This is a genomic window from Ensifer adhaerens (genome assembly GCF_000697965.2).
Classification (GTDB): domain Bacteria; phylum Pseudomonadota; class Alphaproteobacteria; order Rhizobiales; family Rhizobiaceae; genus Ensifer; species Ensifer adhaerens.
In genome coordinates, this window is record NZ_CP015881.1 from 669,786 (window position 1) to 688,595 (window position 18,810).

Genomic DNA, 18,810 nt, shown 5'->3' on the forward strand with positions numbered 1-18,810 from the left:
CTTCTTTGTTAAGCCTTGAGGGCGCGATCAAAGACGCGCGACAGCCGTTCGGCGAAGCCGCGCGGGTCCTGCGGCTTGTCGCCATCGAGCACGCGCGCCTGGTCGAGCAGGAGTTGGACGGCGTCCGTGCGGAACGCCGTATCGCCGGCGGGGCTCGCGGCCATGGCGGTGATCAGAGCGTGGCTCGGGTTGATCTCAAGGATCGGCTTGGGGGCGTCGTCGAGACGGCCAGCACCTTGCAGCATCTTTTCGAGCTGGCGGTCGGGGCCGTGTTCGGGTGCCACCAGGCAAACGGCGCTTTCCGTCAGGCGGTCGGAGGTGCGCACGTCCGAGACGGACGCACCGAGCGTCTCCTTGGCGAACGCGACGAAGTCGATGACCAGCTGGCTGGCCTGCGGCGCTTCTTCCTTGGCCCCCTCGGCCTTGGCGATGGCGCTGAGATCGGCCGCACCCTGCGTGATCGACTTCCACGGTTTTCCGTCGAAATCGGGCGCGGATGTGACCCAGAAGCTATCGACCGGATCGGTCAACAGCAACACCTCGATCCCGCGGGCGCGAAAACCTTCGAGCTGTGGTGAGGCCTTGAGCTGGGCAAGGTTGTCACCGGTCAAGTAATAGATCGCCGACTGGCCGTCCTTCATGTCCTTGACGTAATCGGTAAGGCTGCGCTGGCTCGCATCCGAAGTAGTGGTGCGGAAGCGCGACAGCGCCACCAGCTGCTCGCGGCGCTCGTAATCCTCATAGATGCCTTCCTTCAGCACGCTGCCGAAGTTTTCCCAGAGCTTGTCGAAGGTCTCTGTCTCGTTTTCCGCAAGCTTCTCGATCGCCGTCAGCACGCGATTGGTGACGCCCTTGCGGATGCTGGCGAGCAGCGGGCTTTCCTGGATCATCTCGCGCGAAACGTTGAGCGGCAGGTCCGACGTGTCGACGAGGCCGCGCACGAAACGCAGGTAACGCGGCAGCAATTCCGCTTCGTCGGTGATGAAGACGCGCTTGACGTAGAGCTTCATCCGGCCCTTGCGGTCCGGGTCGAACAGATCGAATGGCTTGGAGCCGGGCACGAAGGCAAGGGCCGTATATTCATGGCGGCCTTCGGCGCGGAAATGCACGGTCAGCGCTGGGTCGTCATATTGGCCGGCGACGCCGCGGTAGAAATCGGCGTAGTCTTCCTTGCTGATCTCGCTCTTCTGCTTGGTCCAGAGCGCGGTGCCGTCCCCAACCTGGACAGGCTCGGCATCGGGCTTTTCGAGAATCGAGATAGGCACCGGCACGTGGCCGGATTGGTCCTTGACGATGCGCTCGACGGTCCAGCGCGACGTGTAGGTCTTGGTGTCTTCCATCAGGTGCAGCGTGATGCGTGTGCCGCGCGCCGGGGCGTCCGCAAGTTCGGCTGCGGAAACGGTGTAGCTGCCCTTGCCGTCGGACGACCACAGGAAGGCGTGCTCCGAGCCGGCGCGGCGCGAGACCACATCGACCTTGTCGGCGACCATGAAGGCGGAATAGAAGCCGACGCCGAACTGGCCGATGAGCTGCGCGCCCTCCTTGCCCTGGGCGGCTTCAATGCGCTCCATGAAGGCGCGTGTGCCCGAGCGGGCGATGGTGCCGAGCGCTTCGACAAGCTCGTCGCGACCCATGCCGATGCCGTTGTCCTCGACGATGAGCCGGTTGTTTTCCTCGTCCAGCGTCAGGGTGATGCGCGGGGTCGGGTCGCCCGCCAGAAGCTCCGGCGAGACGATCGCCTCATAACGCAGCTTCTCGCAGGCATCCGCCGCGTTCGAAATCAGTTCGCGGAGGAAGACGTTCTTGTCGGAATAGACCGAATGCACCATCAAATGGAGCAGTCGCGCCACATCGGCTTCGAAGACATGTTTCTCTACGGACATTTCGGTTTCGCTCATTGCCTGGCAACTCCTTTGGGTTTCGCCCCAATTGGCAAGCTGTGTCCTGAATTTCAAGGCCCGACTTGCGCACTCCCCATTTCTGGACAATGCTGCACCGCGAAAGATCACTCAACACCAGCGAAACGATGCTTCTTCAACGGGGTCGAAGGCGAGGAATTCGCAAGGGCGACAAGTCGCCGTAACACTCCGCTGTTATGTTCCTGCGACCCGGACAGATGGTCCTGGGTCATCATGCCGAGTTCATATCGCGCTCTGCCGCCAGTCGATTTGACTAAGGTCAATGCGCGACGAATTGCGTTGCTCTATTGGCCTTGGCGACGGGGCTGACCTTCAATCGCACCGAGGAGTGGACATCATGCCCAAGCATTCCACGAGCCCGACAATCCCGACTTTCGCAGATGCCTATTCCTTTTCGCTCGATGCCTGGCAACGTTCGATCCTTTTTCTCGATGTCATGCGTCAGCGCGGCGCGCAATACGAGGAACATCGCACGCAGACCGCGCCGAACGTGCTGGAGTTCGAGGCCCAGCTTGTTACCGATGGGCGCACGCTCGCCCGGCCGGTGAACTATGCGCTGGTCAGCATCGTTCCGCCCGAGGGCGTCACGGTCGATCCGACCAAGCGTCCCTTCGTCGTCGTCGACCCCCGGGCCGGCCACGGCCCCGGCATTGGCGGCTTCAAGGCCGACAGTGAAATCGGTGTCGCGCTGAAAGCGGGCCATCCCTGCTACTTCATCGGCTTCTTGCCGGATCCGGTTCCTGGACAGACGATCGAGGACATCGCACTGGCCGAAGCCGGCTTTCTCGAAACCGTCATCGCCCGCCATCCGCAAGCGGACGGAAAGCCCTGTGTGATCGGAAACTGCCAGGCGGGTTGGGCGGTCACGATCGTCGCCGCGCTGCGTCCCGAACTCTTCGGCCCGATCATCATTGCCGGCGCGCCGCTGTCCTATTGGGCAGGCGTGCACGGGCAGAACCCGATGCGCTATTCCGGCGGGCTTCTCGGTGGCAGCTGGCTGACGGCGCTGACCGGCGACCTCGGCGGCGGCATATTCGACGGTGCCTGGCTGGTACAGAATTTCGAGAACCAGAATCCGGCCAACACCCTCTGGACCAAGCAATACAATCTCTATTCGAAGATCGACACGGAAGCCGCGCGCTACCTCGGGTTCGAACGCTGGTGGGGTGGCCACGTCACGCTCAATGCCGAGGAGATGCAGTTCATCGTCGACGAACTCTTCGTGGGCAACAAGCTTGCCGCGGGCGAAATCCGAACATCGGACGGCACGGCGATCGACCTTCGCAACATCCGCTCGCCGATCGTGGTCTTCTGCTCCAAGGGCGATAACATCACCCCGCCGCAGCAGGCGCTCGACTGGATCCTCGACCTCTATGACAGCGTCGACGAAATCCGGGCCTACGGCCAGACGATCGTCTACACCGTCCACGAGACCGTGGGACATCTCGGCATTTTCGTCTCCGCCGGCGTCGCGCGGAAGGAACATGACGAATTCGCCTCCAATATCGAGTTGATCGACGTGCTGCCGCCTGGGCTTTACGAGGCGGTGCTGACGCCGGCGAGCGAGGCGGCCGAGGGCAGGGCGCTCGTCTCCGGAGAATGGCTGATGCGCTGCGAGCCGCGCACCCTCGAGGACATCCGCGCTCTTGGCGGCAACGACATCGAGGATGACAGGCGTTTTGCCACCGCGGCGAAGCTTTCGGAGATCAATCTGGCACTCTATCGCACCTATCTGCAGCCAATGGTCAAGGCAGCGGCAACGCCGCCCGTGGCGGAGGCGATGCGCAACATGCACCCGCTGCGTCTGCAATACGCGCTTTTCGGGCCCGACAACCCCTTCATGGCCTGGACGTCGGCGCTGGCGGACTATGTCCGTGAAAACCGCGAACCTGCTGCCGCCGGCAACCCGTTCATCGCCTGGCAGGAGGCGCTGTCGCAGCAGATCGTGGACGGGTTAGAGACCTGGCGACGGACGGCTGAATATCTTTCGGAGCAAAGCTTCCACGCCATCTACGGCGCTCCGACCCTGCAAGCGGCACTCGGCATCGACACGAACTCAGACCAGCCGCCGCGCAAAGCGGAGAAGAGCCTCTTGCACCGCGAACTCGTCAAGGCGCGGATCGCCGAACTCAAGGCCAGAATGGCCGTGGGCGGAACCTGTGAAGGTCTTGCCAGAGCCCTGACCTTCGTCGGCATGGCGCGCGGAGGCGCGGACGAACGCGGGTTCGAGGCTGTGCGCCGGCTCCGGCTTTCCCATCCGGAAGCAAAGCAACTGAGCCTGGCCGACTTCAAGACCGTTATGCGGGAGCAGTATTTCATGCTGCTGATCGACGAGGCGGCGGCGCTCGCCGCTCTTCCGAAGCTGCTACCGGAGGCGGTCGAGGAGCGTCGCAGTGCCTTTACGGCCCTTCGTGAGGTACTGGAGGCATCCGGAGCCGTGACGGGCGTGGCTGCCGAGCGGTTGCAGCAGGTTGCCGCGCTCTTCCGCCTGGACCGCGAGCCGCCGGTTCCGATCGCGGCGGGCAAGATCATTCGCAATCGCACCGCTACCTGATGAGGGAGTATCGACGTGTCCGAGGTAACCGAACTGCCGATTGAGCAGTCCAAATACGATCTCCTGATTGCCACCGCGCGAGACGAAACGCCGGCGGTCACCATTGTCGCGCATCCCTGCGACGAGACCTCTCTGCGCGGTGCGTTGGAGGCCGCGCAAATGGGGCTGATCGCGCCCGTTCTCGTCGGGCCAGAGGCAAAGATCCGCAGCGTGGCCGCCGAACATGGCCTCGACCTCGGTCGGTGCGAGATCGTCGACGCGCCGCATAGCCATGCGGCCGCAGCGAAAGCGGTGGCGATGATCCGCGAGGGTCGTGGCGAGTTGCTGATGAAAGGCAGCCTGCATACCGACGAACTGATGAAGGAGGTCGCGGCGTCGGCGACCGGGCTCAGGACCGATCGAAGGATCAGCCACGTCTTCATCATGGACGTACCGGGGCATTCAGAGACGCTCTTCATCACGGACGCCGCCATCAACATCTTTCCCGACCTCGAAGCCAAGCGCGACATCGTGCAGAATGCCATCGATCTCTGGGTGACGATCGGCCTCGGCGAGCCGCGCGTCGCCATTCTTTCTGCGGTCGAAACGGTAACGACGAAGATCCCGTCAACGATCGAGGCGGCAGCACTCTGCAAGATGGCCGAACGCGGCCAGATCACCGGCGGCCTGCTCGATGGTCCGCTTGCCTTCGACAACGCGATCGACCCGGAGGCAGCAAGGATCAAGGGCATCACGTCGCCCGTGGCCGGCCGCGCCCAGATTCTGGTGGTGCCGGACCTTGAGGCGGGCAACATGCTCGCCAAGAACCTGACGTTCCTGTCCCATGCCGACGCTGCCGGCATCGTGCTTGGAGTGCGCGTGCCCATCGTGCTGACGTCGCGGGCGGACTCCGTGCGCACGCGCCTCGCCTCCTGCGCGGTCGCCGCGCTCTATGCGGCGCGCCGGCGGACCTCGCAAGTTGCGGCGGTATGACCATGGATGCGCTTCTCGTCGTCAACGCCGGCTCATCGAGCTTGAAGTTCCAGGTTTTCGGGATCACGGATCAAGGGCTCGAACGCCAGATCAAGGGCCAGATCGGTGGCATCGGCACGCGTCCCCGCCTGCAGGCGAAAGCGGCCGACGGCACCATTCTGATCGACAAGAGCTATGATGCCGACGTCGTTGGCGATCTGCCGGCGGCGATCGCGGCGGCACGCGACTGGTTGATGACGCTCGAAGGCTTCACCTTACGGGCGGTCGGCCATCGCGTAGTACATGGTGGCCCCGATTATGCGGCGCCGGTGCTGATCGATGCGACCGTCCTTGATCGCCTCGCGAGCTACCAGGATCTGGCACCGCTGCACCAGCCCAACAATCTTGCTCCGATCCGTCAGGCGATGGCGATCAATCCGGATGTACCGCAGGTCGCCTGTTTCGATACCGCCTTCCATCATGGCCACCCGGAAGAGGTGAACTGCTACGCCATGCCGCGCAGCTTCTATGAGGACGGTGTGCGGCGCTACGGCTTCCACGGCCTTTCCTATGAGTACATTTCAGAGCGTCTGCGGGATGTGGCGCCTGCGGTCGCAGGTGGTCGCGTCATCGTCGCCCATCTCGGCAGCGGCGCCTCTATGTGCGCCTTGCGCGATGGTCACAGCATCGAGAGCACCATGGGCTTCACCGCGCTCGACGGCCTGCCGATGGGAACGCGGCCCGGTCAGCTCGATCCGGGCGTCGTGCTCTATCTGATCCTGCAACGCGGCATGAGCGCTCAGGCCGTTTCTGACCTGCTCTATCACGAGGCCGGCCTCAAGGGGCTCTCTGGCGTCTCGAATGACATGCGCGACCTGCTCGCAAGCGCAGACGCCCATGCCAAGCTCGCGATCGACCACTTCGTCTATCGCGCAGGGCTCAATGTCGGGATGCTTGCAGCCGCGCTCCGTGGCATCGACGCCTTGGTTTTCACGGCGGGCGTCGGGGAGAACTCCGCACAGATCCGCGCCCGCATCGCCGAGAACATCGCCTGGCTCGGGGCCGAACTCGACCCAGCCGCCAACGAGGCCGGCGCGACGCTGATTTCGACGCCTTCGAGCCGCGTTGCGCTTTACGTCATCCCGACCGACGAGGAACTGATGATCGCCCGCCACACGCTTGCACTGCTTAAAACCCGCGCAGCCTGATCCATCGGAGACAATTGATGTCCATTCCTGTCGCAAAGGCCAAACTTCTGGACGGCCGCAAGGGCCTGATCGTCGGCATTGCCAATGATCGATCGATCGCCTGGGGCTGCGCCCGTGCCTTCCGCGCCTTCGGGGCGGAGGTGGCGGTCACCTATCTGAACGACAAGGCGAAACCTCACGTCGAACCCCTGGCGCGTGAAATCGAAGCGCCGATCTTCCTGCCGCTCGACGTGGCCGTGCCAGGGCAAATGGAAGCGGTGTTCGAGGAGATCGAGAAGACCTGGGGTGAACTCGACTTTGTCGTCCATTCGATCGCCTTTTCGCCGAAGGATACGCTCGGCGGCCGCGTCGTCGATGTCCCGCGCGAGGGCTTCCTGAAGACTATGGACATTTCCTGCTGGTCCTTCATCCGCATGGCGCATCTCGCCGAGCCGCTGATGAAGAACGGCGGCACGCTCTTCACCATGACCTATCATGGCTCACAGGTGGTGGTGGAAAACTACAACATCATGGGTGTCGCCAAGGCCGCACTCGAAAGTGCCGTCCGATACCTCGCCTCCGAACTCGGCCCGAAGGGGATCCGCGTGCACGCCATTTCGCCTGGCGCGCTGGCGACGCGCGCCGCTTCCGGCATTCCGGAATTTGACGCGCTGCTCGAAAAGACCAAGGTCAAATCGCCGAGCCGCGAGCTGATTGACATCGACGACGTCGGCGCGGCCACCGCCTTCCTTGCGCATGACGCCGCCCGCCTGATCACGGGCCAGGTGCTTTATGTCGACGGCGGCTACCACATCATCGACTAACCGCCGGGTCTCCGCATGGGTCAGATATTGCCCATGCAGAGATACTTCATCTCGAGATAGTCTTCGAGCCCGTGGCGGGAGCCTTCGCGGCCGATGCCCGATTGCTTGATGCCGCCGAAGGGCGCGGCTTCGGAGGACATGCGGCCGGTGTTGATGCCGACCATCCCGTATTCGAGCGCCTCGGCCACATGCCAGACGCGCTTCAGATTTTCGGCGTAGAAATAGGCGGCAAGACCGTAGATCGTGTCGTTGGCTTCGGCGATCACCTGCTCGGCGGTCTCGAAGCGGATGATCGGGGCGATCGGACCGAAGGTCTCTTCCTGGGCGACGCGCATGTCTGTCGAAATGCCTGTTAGCACCGTCGGCTCGAAGAAGGTGCCGGACGTGCCGATCCGGTGGCCGCCGGCGCGCACCTTGGCACCCTTCGAAACGGCGTCGGCGACATGGGCCTCGATCTTTTCGATCGCGTGTTTGTCGATCATCGGGCCGATGGTGATATCAGGCGTGAAACCGTCGCCGACAGTCAGCTCGGCGACGCGCCTGACGAACTTTTCGGCAAAGGCGTCGTGCACGCCCGCTTGCACATAGATGCGGTTGGCCGAGACGCAGGTCTGGCCGGCATTGCGGAACTTCGCCTGGATGGCGCCATCGACCGCCTCGTCGATGTCGGCGTCGTCGAACACGATGAAGGGGGCGTTGCCGCCAAGCTCCAGGCTGACCTTCTTGATCTGGTCGGAGCATTGTCGCATCAACAGCCGCCCGACCTCGGTCGAACCGGTGAAGCTGATCTTGCGCACCTTCGGGTTGCTGCAAAGTTCGCGGCCAATTGCAGCGCCTTCCGCGGCATAGAGCAGGTTGACGACACCGGTCGGGAAGCCTGCCTTTTCGGCGAGCACGAACATCGCGCCGGCAACGAGCGGTGTCTGTTCGGCGGGTTTTAGCACGATGGTGCAGCCGGCGGCTAGCGCCGGCGAGATCTTGCGGGCGACCATCGAGGCCGGGAAATTCCATGGCGTGATCGTGCCGACGACGCCGACGGGCTGCTTGATCACAAGCATGCGGCGGTCGTTGGCCGGGGCGGGGAAGGTTTCGCCATAGATGCGTTTCGCCTCTTCCGCATACCACTCGACATAGGCCGCGGCATGCAGCACTTCACCCTTCGATTCGCCGATGGGTTTCCCCATCTCGGCCGTCAGGATGGCTGCAAGGTCGTCGGCATGCGCGACGATCAGGTCGTACCAGCGGCGAAGCACGGCACTGCGGTCTTTGGCAGGCTTTGCCGCCCAGAGAACTTGCGCCTTGGCCGCAGCTTCGATTGCCGCATGGGCTTCGTCGATGCCCATATCCGGCAGCGTCGCCAGCTTTTCGCCGGTCGATGGATTGAAGACGTCGAAGGTTGCGCCAGCCCAATTCTTGCCGGCCGCGGGGATGGAGTGAAGCGAAGCGAACAGGTCGGCGTCGCGCAAGTGCTTGGTCAAGGCGGGGGTCAAGGTCATGGCGGGCATCCTCCGGCGATGGCCTGCCGCGAGACGGCAGGCCCGCTTTTGCTTGTTCTTGCGGGTGCCGATCAATCCCGGCACCCGAGAATTGCGCGTCTGAATTGGCGCGCAGCACCTACAGCGCAGCGAATCCCTCAGGATGCGCTAAGGCCGCCATAGCACTTTGAATTGCTGCATAATTTTGCCCTCAAGTCGATCCTGAATTGAGGAATTATGCACCGGGCAACCCGCGTTGCTGGTCGCCCGGTCGAGGATCAAGCACGCGCTGCGAGGATCGACGCTTCGAGAATGTCGAGCGCTTCGGCGAAGACTTCGTCCTGGATGGTGATGGGCGCCAGGAAGCGGATGACGTTGCCGTGCACACCGCAGGTAAGCAGGATCAGGCCCTTTTCCAGAGCGATCAGGCGCACCTTGTTGGCAAAGTCAGCGCTCGGCAGGTTGGTCTTCACGTCGTTGAACTCGACGGCGTTCATGAAGCCGGGGCCGCGGATGTCGGCGATTTCGGGCGCCTGCTCGCGGATTGCGGCAAGCCGCTGCTTCAGCCGGCCGCCAAGCTGCTCGGCGCGCTCGCAGAGCTTCTCCTCAGCGATAACGTCAAGGACGGCGTGCGCTGCGGCGATGCCGAGTGGGTTGCCGCCATAGGTGCCGCCAAGGCCGCCCGGCGCTGGAGCATCCATGACTTCGGCGCGGCCGGTGACGGCGGCAAGCGGGAAGCCGCCGGCGAGGCTTTTCGCCATGGTGATGAGATCGGGCGCGACATCATGGTGGTCCATGGCAAACATCTTGCCGGTACGGGCAAAGCCGGTCTGAACTTCGTCGGCGATCAAGAGAATGCCGTGCTGGTCGCAAATTTCGCGCAGCGCCTTCATGAAGGCGGCAGGCGCCGGATAGAAGCCGCCTTCGCCCTGCACGGGCTCGAGAATGATCGCGGCGACGCGACCCGGATCGACGTCGGCGGCAAAGAGCTTCTTCAGCGCAGCGAGCGACTGTTCGGTGGTGACGCCGTGCAATTCGATCGGGAAGGGGGCGTGGAAGACGTCGCCCGGCATCGCGCCGAAGCCGACCTTATAGGGAACGACCTTGCCGGTGAGCGCCATGCCCATGAAGGTCCGGCCGTGGAAGCCGCCACTGAAGGCGATAACCGCCTGACGGCCTGTCGAGGCGCGGGCGATCTTGACGGCGTTTTCCACGGCTTCGGCGCCGGTGGTCACGAAGATGGTCTTCTTGGCGAAGTCGCCGGGCGTCAGTGCATTGAGGCGCTCGGCGAGATGCACGTAGGATTCGTAGGGAACGACCTGGTGGCAGGTGTGGGTGAAGCGATCGATCTGCGCCTTGACCGCCTCGATCACCTTCGGGTGGCGATGGCCGGTATTGACGACCGCGATGCCGGAGGCGAAGTCGATGTAGCGATTGCCTTCCTTGTCCCAGATTTCCGAATTTTCCGCGCGGTCGGCGTAGATCTGGGTGGTCATGCCGACGCCGCGCGAGATGGCGGCGTTCTTGCGGTCGGGGAGGCTGGTCATGGCGCGTTCCTGTCGTCTGGAGTTAATATATTGCATTTTTTCTGCAAGTTTATTGTGGAAGTGGTACACCTTTCACTGTCGATTGCAAATCAAATTTGGTGATCGAGACACCACGGTTGCTGATGCGCCGTTCTTGTCAGATCTCGATCGCGGCGGCTAAGGTTGCGGACACGCCGGAATTGCAAGGATTCGGGCAGCGCCGCTGGGCGGTAAAGGGAAATTGGAATGGGCGCAGTGCGCTACAAGGTCGCTGAAGCGGCGCGACTGGCGGGGGTTTCCGCCTCGACGCTGAGGCTATGGGAGACGCAAGGTCTCGTCGTGCCCGAGCGCTCGCCGACGGGGCATCGGCAGTATACCGAGAACGATCTTGCCCGATTGAAGCGCATCTCCTGGTTCCGGGCCGAGCGTGGTCTCAATCCGGCTGCGATCCGTGAGGCGCTGGACGCCGAAGCAGCTGCGGACGACCAGCCCCCATCGGCGACGAGCGACGGGCCTGAAAACCAGATCGGGCGCAAGCTACGCAGCCTCAGGCACGCCGCCGGCAAGACGCTGGAGCAGGTCGCCGGCGAGATCGGCATCGCCGCCTCGGTGCTCTCGACGCTGGAGCGCACGTCGCAGGGCGTCTCGGTCGCTGTGCTGCACAACATCGCGGAATTCTTCGGAACCACCGTTTCCAGCCTTGCTGGTGAAGAGGAGGCGGATACGCGCGCCGTCGTTCGGGCCGGCGAATGGCGGACATGGCCGCGCACGACCCCCGGCGTCACGGTGCAACTGCTTGCCGATGGCCGCAACCAGATGGATTGCCACCGCTTCGTGCTGGAGCCGGGCGCGTCCAGCGAAGGCGCCTACGGGCACGAGGGCGAGGAGTTCGTCTATGTGCTTTCCGGCCGCGTCGAGTTCATTCTCGACAGCGACCAGTTCTACGATCTCGGTGTCGGCGACTCGCTCTATTTCGAGAGCAAGAGGCGACACGCCTGGACGAACCGGCATGACGGCGAAACCGTGCTGCTCTGGGTCAACACGCCGCCGACGTTCTAATCGTCGGCCGATCACGCGGCATTCCCAATTGAAACGAAATCGGCGCGCGGTGCGAATAGAACCGCGCGCCGATTGGTGTTGTGAGCCTAGGCAAGCCGTCTGCTCCCCGATCCGGTGGCCCGGAGCGGGGAGGGATTGTCGGATCAGCCAGCCGCGTAGCGCTTTGCCATTTCCGGCAGGCGCAGCGTGCGGATCTTCGAGGCCTTGCCAGCGGTGCGGAAGGCTTCGAAGCGCTCCTTGCAGACTTCGGTCATCAGCGCGGTTGCCGGCTTCAGGTAGGTGCGCGGGTCGAAGTTTTCCGGGTTCTCGGCGAAGTTCTTGCGGATCGTGCCGGTCATGGCGAGGCGCAGGTCAGTGTCGATGTTGACCTTGCGAACGCCGAGCGGGATCGCCTTCTGGATTTCCGAGACCGGAACGCCCCAGGTCGGCTTCATCTTGCCGCCATAGGTGTTGAAGAGATCCTGCAGATCCTTCGGCACCGACGACGAGCCGTGCATGACGAGGTGGGTGTTCGGCAGCTTCTTGTTGATCTTGGCGATCGTTTCGATCGACAGGATGTCGCCATCGGGCTCGCGGGTGAACTTGTAGGCGCCGTGGCTGGTGCCGATGGCGACGGCCAGTGCGTCGACGCCGGTCTTGGTGACGAAGTCGAGCGCCTGCTCCGGATCGGTCAGCAGTTCTTCACGCGACAGCTTGCCTTCGAAGCCGTGGCCGTCTTCCTTGTCGCCGGCGCCAGTTTCGAGGTTGCCGAGGCAGCCGAGTTCGCCTTCAACCGAAACGCCGGCCGCATGCGCGATCTTCACGACTTCTGCGGTGACGGCGACATTGTATTCATAGCTGGCAACGGTCTTGCCGTCCTTCTCCAGCGAGCCGTCCATCATGACGGAGGTGAAGCCGTTGGTGATGGCCGAAATGCAGGTCGACGGCTGGTCACCGTGGTCGAGGTGCAAACAGACCGGGATATGCGGGTATTCTTCCGCCGCGCCAAGGATGAGGTGGCGCAGGAACGCGTCACCGGCGTAGGAGCGGGCGCCACGGCTTGCCTGAAGGATGACCGGACTGTCGGTCGCATCGGCGGCGCGCATGACGGCCTGAATGTATTCCAGATTGTTCACATTGAACGCCGGCAGCGCGTAGTCGTTCTCCGCCGCATGGTCGAGCAGTTGCCGCAATGTGATCAATGCCATTCGCTATCTCCCTTTGGATACTCGGTGCAACCTATGCGGCGCACCACAAAAACAATCCGGCCGTTGAACCGCACGAAATGCATCGATGGCAAAGTCGATGGCCGGCTTTTTCGTGCGGCGTGACGGCGCGCGCGAATTGGTCGCGCCCACCGAAGTCAGGCGCACAATAGTTCATCGAAGTGGTTTGACAACCGGGCAAAAGGCAGGTTGCCAGAGGTCGAAACTCGCTTCAATCGATTTTACTGTGGACTGGATGCAACACCTTCAGTCTGAAGTGTTTTCACTTTCTGGTGGTGCCTGAGAGGAGGGGGAGTCAAGGGCAGTGGATGCAACCATCGGGCGCTGGTTTTGTCTGTTACACCATCGTGGTGGATGCCCTCTCGGAAACAGTCTGTCGACAGGAGGTGAACGTCCCGCAAGAAGATTGCGGCAACGCCCCTCTTTCTTTGCGCAGATTACGTAAACTGCCGCTAAAATTCACAAACTTTGCATCGCGGATGATTCGAGGCCCAATCCGGCCGACAAAAAGCGCGGACCTAAAACGTTGCAGTAGATTTCGCAAAAATGCCCTGTTCACGTCATATGCCCGTCGCAAAGGCGACGAAAAGAATCGCAAACAAAATACAACCTATGGGATAGGTCGATTCCCCTCCTATAGATAAAGATGCAGACAGCCGCAGAATCCGCCTTGCGTTCGCGAACGATTTGCACTTCTCTCCTGCGATCACAAACCCAAAACAAGGGGAAGGAGAGAAACAAAATGGCATCACTGAAACTCAACCTCCGCGCTGCCGCGCTGATTGGCTCGCTGCTCATCGGAGCAAGCCCGGCACTTGCCGAAGCTGTCCTGCATCGCGGCAACGCAGGTGAGCCGCAGACGCTCGACCAGCACCACACCTCGATCAACATTGAAGCGTTCATCCTCAAGGACCTCTACGAAGGCCTGACGATCTATGACGCCTCTGCCAAGATCGTCCCCGGTGTTGCTGAGACGTGGGAGCTTTCGGACGATGGCACGGTCTACACCTTCAAGCTGCGCGCCGATGCAAAGTGGTCGGACGGTTCGCCGGTAACGGCTGAAGACTTCGTCTTCTCCTTCCGCCGCGTCGAAGATCCGAAGACGGCTGCCGGCTACGCCAACATTCTCTTCCCGATCAAGAACGCCGAAAAGGTAAACAAGGGCGACCTGCCGACCGATCAGCTCGGCATCAAGGCGATCGACGAAAAGACCGTCGAAATCACGCTCGAGCGTCCGACCCCGTTCTTCCTGGAGCTGCTCGCACACCAGACGGCACTTCCGGTCAGCAAGGCCAGCGTCGAAAAGAACGGCGCGGACTTCGTCAAGCCGGGCGTCATGGTATCGAACGGCGCCTTCACGCTGCAGGCCCACGTTCCGAACGACAGCCTGACCGTCGTCAAGAACGCCAACTACTGGGATGCGGCCAACGTCAAGCTCGACAAGGTCATCTTCTACCCGATCGACGACCAGGCTGCTTCGGTTCGTCGTTTCGAAGCCAAGGAAATGGACCTCGTCTACAACTTCTCGGCTGACCAGATCGACCGTCTGCGCACGTCCTATGGCGAGCAGGTCCATGTCTCGCCGTCGCTTGCGACTTATTACTACGCCTTCGACACCCGCCAGGAGCCCTATAGCGACGTTCGCGTCCGCCAGGCTCTCTCCATGGCCGTCGACCGCGACTTCCTCGCCAAGGAAATCTACGCCGGTTCGCAGCTCCCCGCCTATTCGATGGTTCCTCCGGGCATCGAGAGCTACGGTGAGCCGTCCAAGGCCGAGTTCGGCACGCTGTCGCAGCTCGACCGCGAAGACAAGGCCATCGCCCTGATGAAGGAAGCTGGCTACGGCGAAGGTGGCAAGCCGCTCGACATCGAGCTGCGCTACAACACCAACCCGAACCACGAGCGCGTCGCAACGGCTGTCGCCGACATGTGGAAGAACACCTTCGGCGCCAAGGTGTCGCTGGTGAACCTCGACGTGTCCTCGCACTACGCCTACCTGCAGGAAGGCGGCAAGTTCAACGTTGCCCGCGCCGGCTGGCAGGCTGACTACGCGGATGCCGAGAACTTCCTGGCGCTCAGCGTCGGCTCCAACAAGACCTTCAACTACGGCCATTTCGAAAACGCCGAGTTCGACGGCCTGATGAAGAAGTCCTACGACGAGCAGGATCCGGCCGCTCGCTCGAAGCTGATGCATGAAGCCGAAGCGCTGCTGATGAAGGAACAGCCGATCGCTCCGCTTCTGACCCAGGCCGACCTGTGGCTGGTTGCCAGCCGCGTCAAGGGCTGGGCGGACAATGCTCCGAACGAGCACCTCAGCAAGTTCCTGAGCATCGCCGAATAACGAACAGAGACGACGCGCGGTCATAAGGTCGCGCGTCGCCTCCGGAGCACGTCCATGATTTCCTTCATCCTTCGCCGATTGGCGAGTGCGGTGCCGACCTTGTTTATCGTCGTCACCATTTCGTTTTTCTTGATGCGGTTCGCCCCTGGTGGCCCCTTCAACCTCGAGCGTCCTCTTCCGCCACAAACGATGGCGAACCTGATGAAGACGTACCAGCTCGACCAGCCTCTTTGGCGCCAATACACGCACTATCTCAGCAATGCGGTGACCGGCGACTTCGGCCCGAGCTACGTCTACAAGGACAACAACGTCGCTGAACTGATCGGCAAGGGTCTGCCCTATTCGATGGAACTCGGCTTCTACGCGTTGCTTATTGCGCTGATCGGCGGCGTCACCGCCGGAACGATTGCCGCGCTTCGGCAAAACAGCGTCCTCGATTTCACCATCATGTCGTTTTCGACGATAGGGGTCACCGTGCCCAACTTCGTCGTCGGCCCGGTGCTGACACTGGTCTTTGCGATCGTGCTCGCATGGCTGCCGGCCGGTGGTTGGGGGGATGGATCGCTGCGCTTCCTGATCCTGCCGATGATCGCGCTGGCATTGCCGCAGCTTGCAGTTTTTGCGCGGCTCACGCGCGGCTCGATGATCGAGGCGCTGCATACCGACCATATCCGAACAGCCAAGGCCTATGGCCTGCCATCGCGAACGGTCGTCGTTACCCATGCGATGCGTGGTGCGATGCTGCCGGTCGTGTCCTATCTCGCGCCCTGTGCTGCGGCCCTTCTTACCGGCTCGGCCGTCGTTGAGACGATCTTCACCATCCCGGGCGTCGGTCGCTACTTCGTCCTTGGCGCCATCAACCGTGACTACACGCTGGTGATGGGCACAGTTATCCTCGTTGCCATCTTCGTCATCGTTTTCAATCTCCTGGTCGACATTCTCTACGGCCTGCTCGATCCGAGGGTTCGCCATGACTGATATCGCCCAGACCCCGGCGGCGACGCCGGAAACAAAGGGGCGCAGCCTCTTCCAGCTCGCCGCCATGCGTTTCAAGCGCAACCGCGCCGCCATGGCCGGCTGCTTCATGCTGGCGCTTATCGCGCTGTTCTCGTTCCTCGGCCCGTTCTTCGTCCCGCACACCTATGATCAGGTGTTTCCGTCCTACGTCTCGATCAGCCCGAGCCTGGAGCCGCGTCCAGATACGTCGACGCTTCAGGACGTGATGGAAGGCGTCGCCACACGGGCACGCGTCACGCTCAAGGAGTTCAATCTCGAGGGTGAAACCTTCACCGCGACGATTACCTCCGAACAGCCGATCGATTCCCGTGCCACGCGCTACTTCGACCGCGCCAACGAATTCCGTGACACCCAGGTGGTGGCAACGGAAAACGACGGTAAGACGCTGAAGGTGACCGGTCAGGTCGACCGGGAATACTTCCCCTTCGGCACGGATTCCAACGGCCGCGACCTCCTGGTTCGCGTCATGCTCGGCGGCCAGATCTCGATCGCCGTCGGCCTGCTTGCGAGCCTCGTGTCTCTCGGGATCGGCGTCGTCTACGGCGCGACATCGGGCTACATCGGCGGTCGCGTCGACAACGTCATGATGCGTCTGGTTGAGATCATGTATTCTCTGCCCTTCGTGTTTCTGGTCGTCGTTCTCGTCGTGTTCTTCGGGCGCTCGTTCATCCTGATCTTCCTGGTGATCGGGGCAGTGGAATGGCTCGACATGGCCCGTATCGTGCGCGGTCAGACATTGGCGTTGAAACGTCGAGAATTCGTCGGCGCCGCGCAGGCGCTCGGTCTCACGGATTGGCAGATCATCCGCCGGCACATCATCCCCAACACGATTGGCCCGGTCATCGTTTTCGTGACCGTCGTCGTGCCCAAGGTGATCCTGCTCGAGAGCTTCCTCTCCTTCCTCGGCCTCGGCGTTCAGGCGCCGCTGACGAGCTGGGGGGCGCTGATCTCGGAAGGCGCAAACAACATCCAGTCGGCGCCATGGCTTCTGATTTTCCCGGCCATCTTCTTCGTCCTGACGCTGTTCTCGCTGAACTTCGTCGGCGACGGCCTGCGCGACGCGCTCGACCCGAAGGATCGCTGACATGGCAGATACCAAGGAAACCATCCTGGCCGTTCGCGGTCTCAAGGTGAACTTCTCGACGCCTGACGGCACGGTCGAAGCGGTCAAGGGCATCGATCTCGATGTGCGCACCGGCGAAACGCTCGCGGTCGTCGGCGAGTCCGGCTCCGGCAAGAGTCAGACGATGATGGGCATCATGGGTCTGCTTGCCAAGAACGGCACCGTGACCGGCTCGGCAACCTACCGCGGGCAGGAGCTCGTCGGACTGCCGGCTAAGGCCTTGAACCAGGTCCGCGGCGCGAAGGTCACCATGATCTTCCAGGAGCCGATGACCTCGCTCGATCCGCTCTATCCGGTCGGTCGCCAGATCGCCGAGCCGATCGTTCACCACCGCGGCGGCACGTTCAAGCAGGCGCGGGCGCGCGTGCTCGAACTGCTGGAGCTCGTCGGCATTCCGGAACCGGCACGCCGCATCGACAGCTATCCGCACGAGCTATCGGGCGGCCAGCGCCAGCGCGTGATGATCGCGATGGCACTTGCGAACGACCCGGATCTGCTGATTGCGGACGAGCCGACGACGGCGCTCGACGTGACGATCCAGGCGCAGATCCTCGATCTCCTGAAATCGCTGCAGAAGCGATTCGGCATGGCGATCGTGCTGATCACCCACGACCTCGGCATCGTCAAACACTTCGCCGACCGTGTCGCCGTGATGCGTCGCGGCGAAGTGGTTGAAAAGGGCACGACGGCCGACATCTTCGAACGGCCGCAGGCCGACTATACGAAGATGCTGCTTGCCGCCGAACCGAGCGGCCGCAAGGCGTCTCCGCCCGACAGTGCGCCGATCATTCTTGAAGGTCGCGACGTCTGCGTCGACTACCAGATCGGTGGCGGCCTCTTCCGCGGCGGCAAGTCCGTCTTCCGTGCGGTAGACAGCGTCCATCTGCGCCTGAAGGAAGGGCAGACGATCGGTGTCGTCGGCGAGTCCGGTTCGGGCAAGTCGACGCTCGGCCGCGCGCTTCTTCGGCTCCTGCCGAGCAGCGGCCACTACCGCTTCGGCACGACGGATATCTCCGGCTTCGACCGCGGGCAGATGCGGCCGTTGCGGCGCACCCTGCAGCTCGTCTTCCAGGATCCCTACGGCTCGCTTTCGCCACGGCGCACCGTCGGCGAAATCATCACCGAAGGCCTGCACGTGCACGAGCCCGAGCTCACCCGCGCCGACCGCGACCGCCGGGCGTCGGAAGCGTTGAAGGAAGTGGGCCTCGATCCCGCCTCCCGCAACCGCTACCCGCACGAGTTCTCGGGCGGCCAGCGCCAGCGCATCGCCATTGCTCGTGCCATGATCCTGAAGCCCAAGGTCGTCATCCTCGATGAGCCGACGTCGGCGCTCGACCGTTCGGTCCAGGGGCAGGTGATCGAGCTGTTGCGCGACCTGCAGCGCTCACACGGGCTCTCCTACATCTTCATCAGCCACGACCTTTCGGTGGTGAAGGCGATGTCGGACTATGTGATCGTCATGAAGAACGGCAAGATTGTTGAGGAAGGCGAGACCGATGCGATCTTCGAGGCGCCGAAGCAGCCCTATACCAAGACGCTGATCGGCGCTGCCTTCAACGTTTGAGCAGGCACAGGCCTTCAAAATTTGGCGGGGACGCGAGCGATCGCGTCCCCGTTTCCGTTCTCGGG

At 62.6% G+C, this 18,810-nt stretch carries 13 protein-coding genes; 9 read left to right on the forward strand and 4 right to left on the reverse strand.

What is annotated here, in order from left to right:
* Positions 1 to 8: 8 nt before the first annotated feature.
* Entirely contained in the window at positions 9 to 1,898 is a 1,890-nt protein-coding gene (htpG, locus tag FA04_RS22680) for a molecular chaperone HtpG (protein WP_034799600.1), read from the reverse strand.
* A 358-nt stretch (positions 1,899 to 2,256) separates the two neighbouring features.
* On the opposite strand from htpG, the gene FA04_RS22685 reads away from it, so the two are divergent.
* Genes FA04_RS22685 through fabI form a run of 4 tightly spaced genes read left to right on the forward strand, consistent with a single transcriptional unit; the run spans position 2,257 to position 7,435 of the window.
* Positions 2,257 to 4,473, forward strand: coding sequence for a DUF3141 domain-containing protein (locus FA04_RS22685; protein ID WP_034799602.1), 2,217 nt, complete (start codon positions 2,257 to 2,259; stop codon positions 4,471 to 4,473).
* A gap of 15 nt (positions 4,474 to 4,488) precedes the next feature.
* Positions 4,489 to 5,445, forward strand: coding sequence for a phosphate acetyltransferase (locus tag FA04_RS22690; RefSeq protein WP_034799604.1), 957 nt, complete (start codon positions 4,489 to 4,491; stop codon positions 5,443 to 5,445).
* Positions 5,446 to 5,447: 2 nt separating this feature from the next.
* On the forward strand, positions 5,448 to 6,632 hold the full coding sequence (locus FA04_RS22695) for an acetate/propionate family kinase (protein ID WP_034799605.1): 1,185 nt from the start codon (positions 5,448 to 5,450) through the stop codon (positions 6,630 to 6,632).
* Positions 6,633 to 6,649: 17 nt separating this feature from the next.
* Positions 6,650 to 7,435, forward strand: a complete 786-nt coding sequence (gene fabI, locus FA04_RS22700) for an enoyl-ACP reductase FabI (RefSeq protein WP_034799607.1) — start codon at positions 6,650 to 6,652, stop codon at positions 7,433 to 7,435.
* 20 nt (positions 7,436 to 7,455) lie between these two features.
* Here the strand turns inward: fabI and FA04_RS22705 are convergent, their stop codons facing one another.
* Both FA04_RS22705 and FA04_RS22710 read right to left on the reverse strand, forming a co-directional pair.
* A complete protein-coding gene (locus FA04_RS22705) occupies positions 7,456 to 8,931 on the reverse strand; it encodes an NAD-dependent succinate-semialdehyde dehydrogenase (protein ID WP_034799609.1) in 1,476 nt (491 codons plus the stop codon).
* A gap of 257 nt (positions 8,932 to 9,188) precedes the next feature.
* On the reverse strand, positions 9,189 to 10,457 hold the full coding sequence (locus FA04_RS22710; protein ID WP_034799611.1) for a 4-aminobutyrate--2-oxoglutarate transaminase: 1,269 nt from the start codon (positions 10,455 to 10,457) through the stop codon (positions 9,189 to 9,191).
* A 225-nt stretch (positions 10,458 to 10,682) separates the two neighbouring features.
* Here FA04_RS22710 and FA04_RS22715 point away from each other — a divergent pair, with 225 nt between their 5' ends.
* Entirely contained in the window at positions 10,683 to 11,495 is an 813-nt protein-coding gene (locus tag FA04_RS22715; RefSeq protein ID WP_034799613.1) for a MerR family transcriptional regulator, read from the forward strand.
* Between the two features lie 143 nt (positions 11,496 to 11,638).
* Here the strand turns inward: FA04_RS22715 and fba are convergent, their stop codons facing one another.
* Positions 11,639 to 12,682, reverse strand: a complete 1,044-nt coding sequence (gene fba, locus FA04_RS22720; RefSeq protein WP_034799614.1) for a class II fructose-bisphosphate aldolase — start codon at positions 12,680 to 12,682, stop codon at positions 11,639 to 11,641.
* A 760-nt stretch (positions 12,683 to 13,442) separates the two neighbouring features.
* Here fba and FA04_RS22725 point away from each other — a divergent pair.
* Genes FA04_RS22725 through FA04_RS22740 form a run of 4 tightly spaced genes read left to right on the forward strand, consistent with a single transcriptional unit; the run spans position 13,443 to position 18,745 of the window.
* The gene (locus FA04_RS22725; protein ID WP_034799615.1) at positions 13,443 to 15,041 is read left to right on the forward strand and encodes a peptide ABC transporter substrate-binding protein; all 1,599 of its coding nucleotides are present in this window, start codon (positions 13,443 to 13,445) and stop codon (positions 15,039 to 15,041) included.
* A 54-nt stretch (positions 15,042 to 15,095) separates the two neighbouring features.
* On the forward strand, positions 15,096 to 16,019 hold the full coding sequence (gene oppB / locus FA04_RS22730; protein WP_034799616.1) for an oligopeptide ABC transporter permease OppB: 924 nt from the start codon (positions 15,096 to 15,098) through the stop codon (positions 16,017 to 16,019).
* The gene (locus FA04_RS22735; RefSeq protein WP_034799617.1) at positions 16,012 to 17,142 is read left to right on the forward strand and encodes an ABC transporter permease; all 1,131 of its coding nucleotides are present in this window, start codon (positions 16,012 to 16,014) and stop codon (positions 17,140 to 17,142) included. The genes oppB and FA04_RS22735 overlap by 8 nt, the downstream gene beginning before the upstream one ends.
* A 1-nt stretch (position 17,143) precedes the next feature.
* Positions 17,144 to 18,745, forward strand: a complete 1,602-nt coding sequence (locus FA04_RS22740) for an ABC transporter ATP-binding protein (protein ID WP_034799618.1) — start codon at positions 17,144 to 17,146, stop codon at positions 18,743 to 18,745.
* Positions 18,746 to 18,810 lie beyond the last annotated feature (65 nt).

Coding starts and splice junctions, on each gene's coding strand:
- htpG (WP_034799600.1), bottom strand. CDS start 1,898: ATGAGCGAAACCGAAATGTCCGTAGAGAAACATGTCTTCGAAGCCGAT.
- FA04_RS22685 (WP_034799602.1), top strand. CDS start 2,257: ATGCCCAAGCATTCCACGAGCCCGACAATCCCGACTTTCGCAGATGCC.
- FA04_RS22695 (WP_034799605.1), top strand. CDS start 5,448: ATGGATGCGCTTCTCGTCGTCAACGCCGGCTCATCGAGCTTGAAGTTC.
- fabI (WP_034799607.1), top strand. CDS start 6,650: ATGTCCATTCCTGTCGCAAAGGCCAAACTTCTGGACGGCCGCAAGGGC.
- FA04_RS22705 (WP_034799609.1), bottom strand. CDS start 8,931: ATGACCTTGACCCCCGCCTTGACCAAGCACTTGCGCGACGCCGACCTG.
- FA04_RS22710 (WP_034799611.1), bottom strand. CDS start 10,457: ATGACCAGCCTCCCCGACCGCAAGAACGCCGCCATCTCGCGCGGCGTC.
- FA04_RS22715 (WP_034799613.1), top strand. CDS start 10,683: ATGGGCGCAGTGCGCTACAAGGTCGCTGAAGCGGCGCGACTGGCGGGG.
- fba (WP_034799614.1), bottom strand. CDS start 12,682: ATGGCATTGATCACATTGCGGCAACTGCTCGACCATGCGGCGGAGAAC.
- FA04_RS22725 (WP_034799615.1), top strand. CDS start 13,443: ATGGCATCACTGAAACTCAACCTCCGCGCTGCCGCGCTGATTGGCTCG.
- oppB (WP_034799616.1), top strand. CDS start 15,096: ATGATTTCCTTCATCCTTCGCCGATTGGCGAGTGCGGTGCCGACCTTG.
- FA04_RS22735 (WP_034799617.1), top strand. CDS start 16,012: ATGACTGATATCGCCCAGACCCCGGCGGCGACGCCGGAAACAAAGGGG.
- FA04_RS22740 (WP_034799618.1), top strand. CDS start 17,144: ATGGCAGATACCAAGGAAACCATCCTGGCCGTTCGCGGTCTCAAGGTG.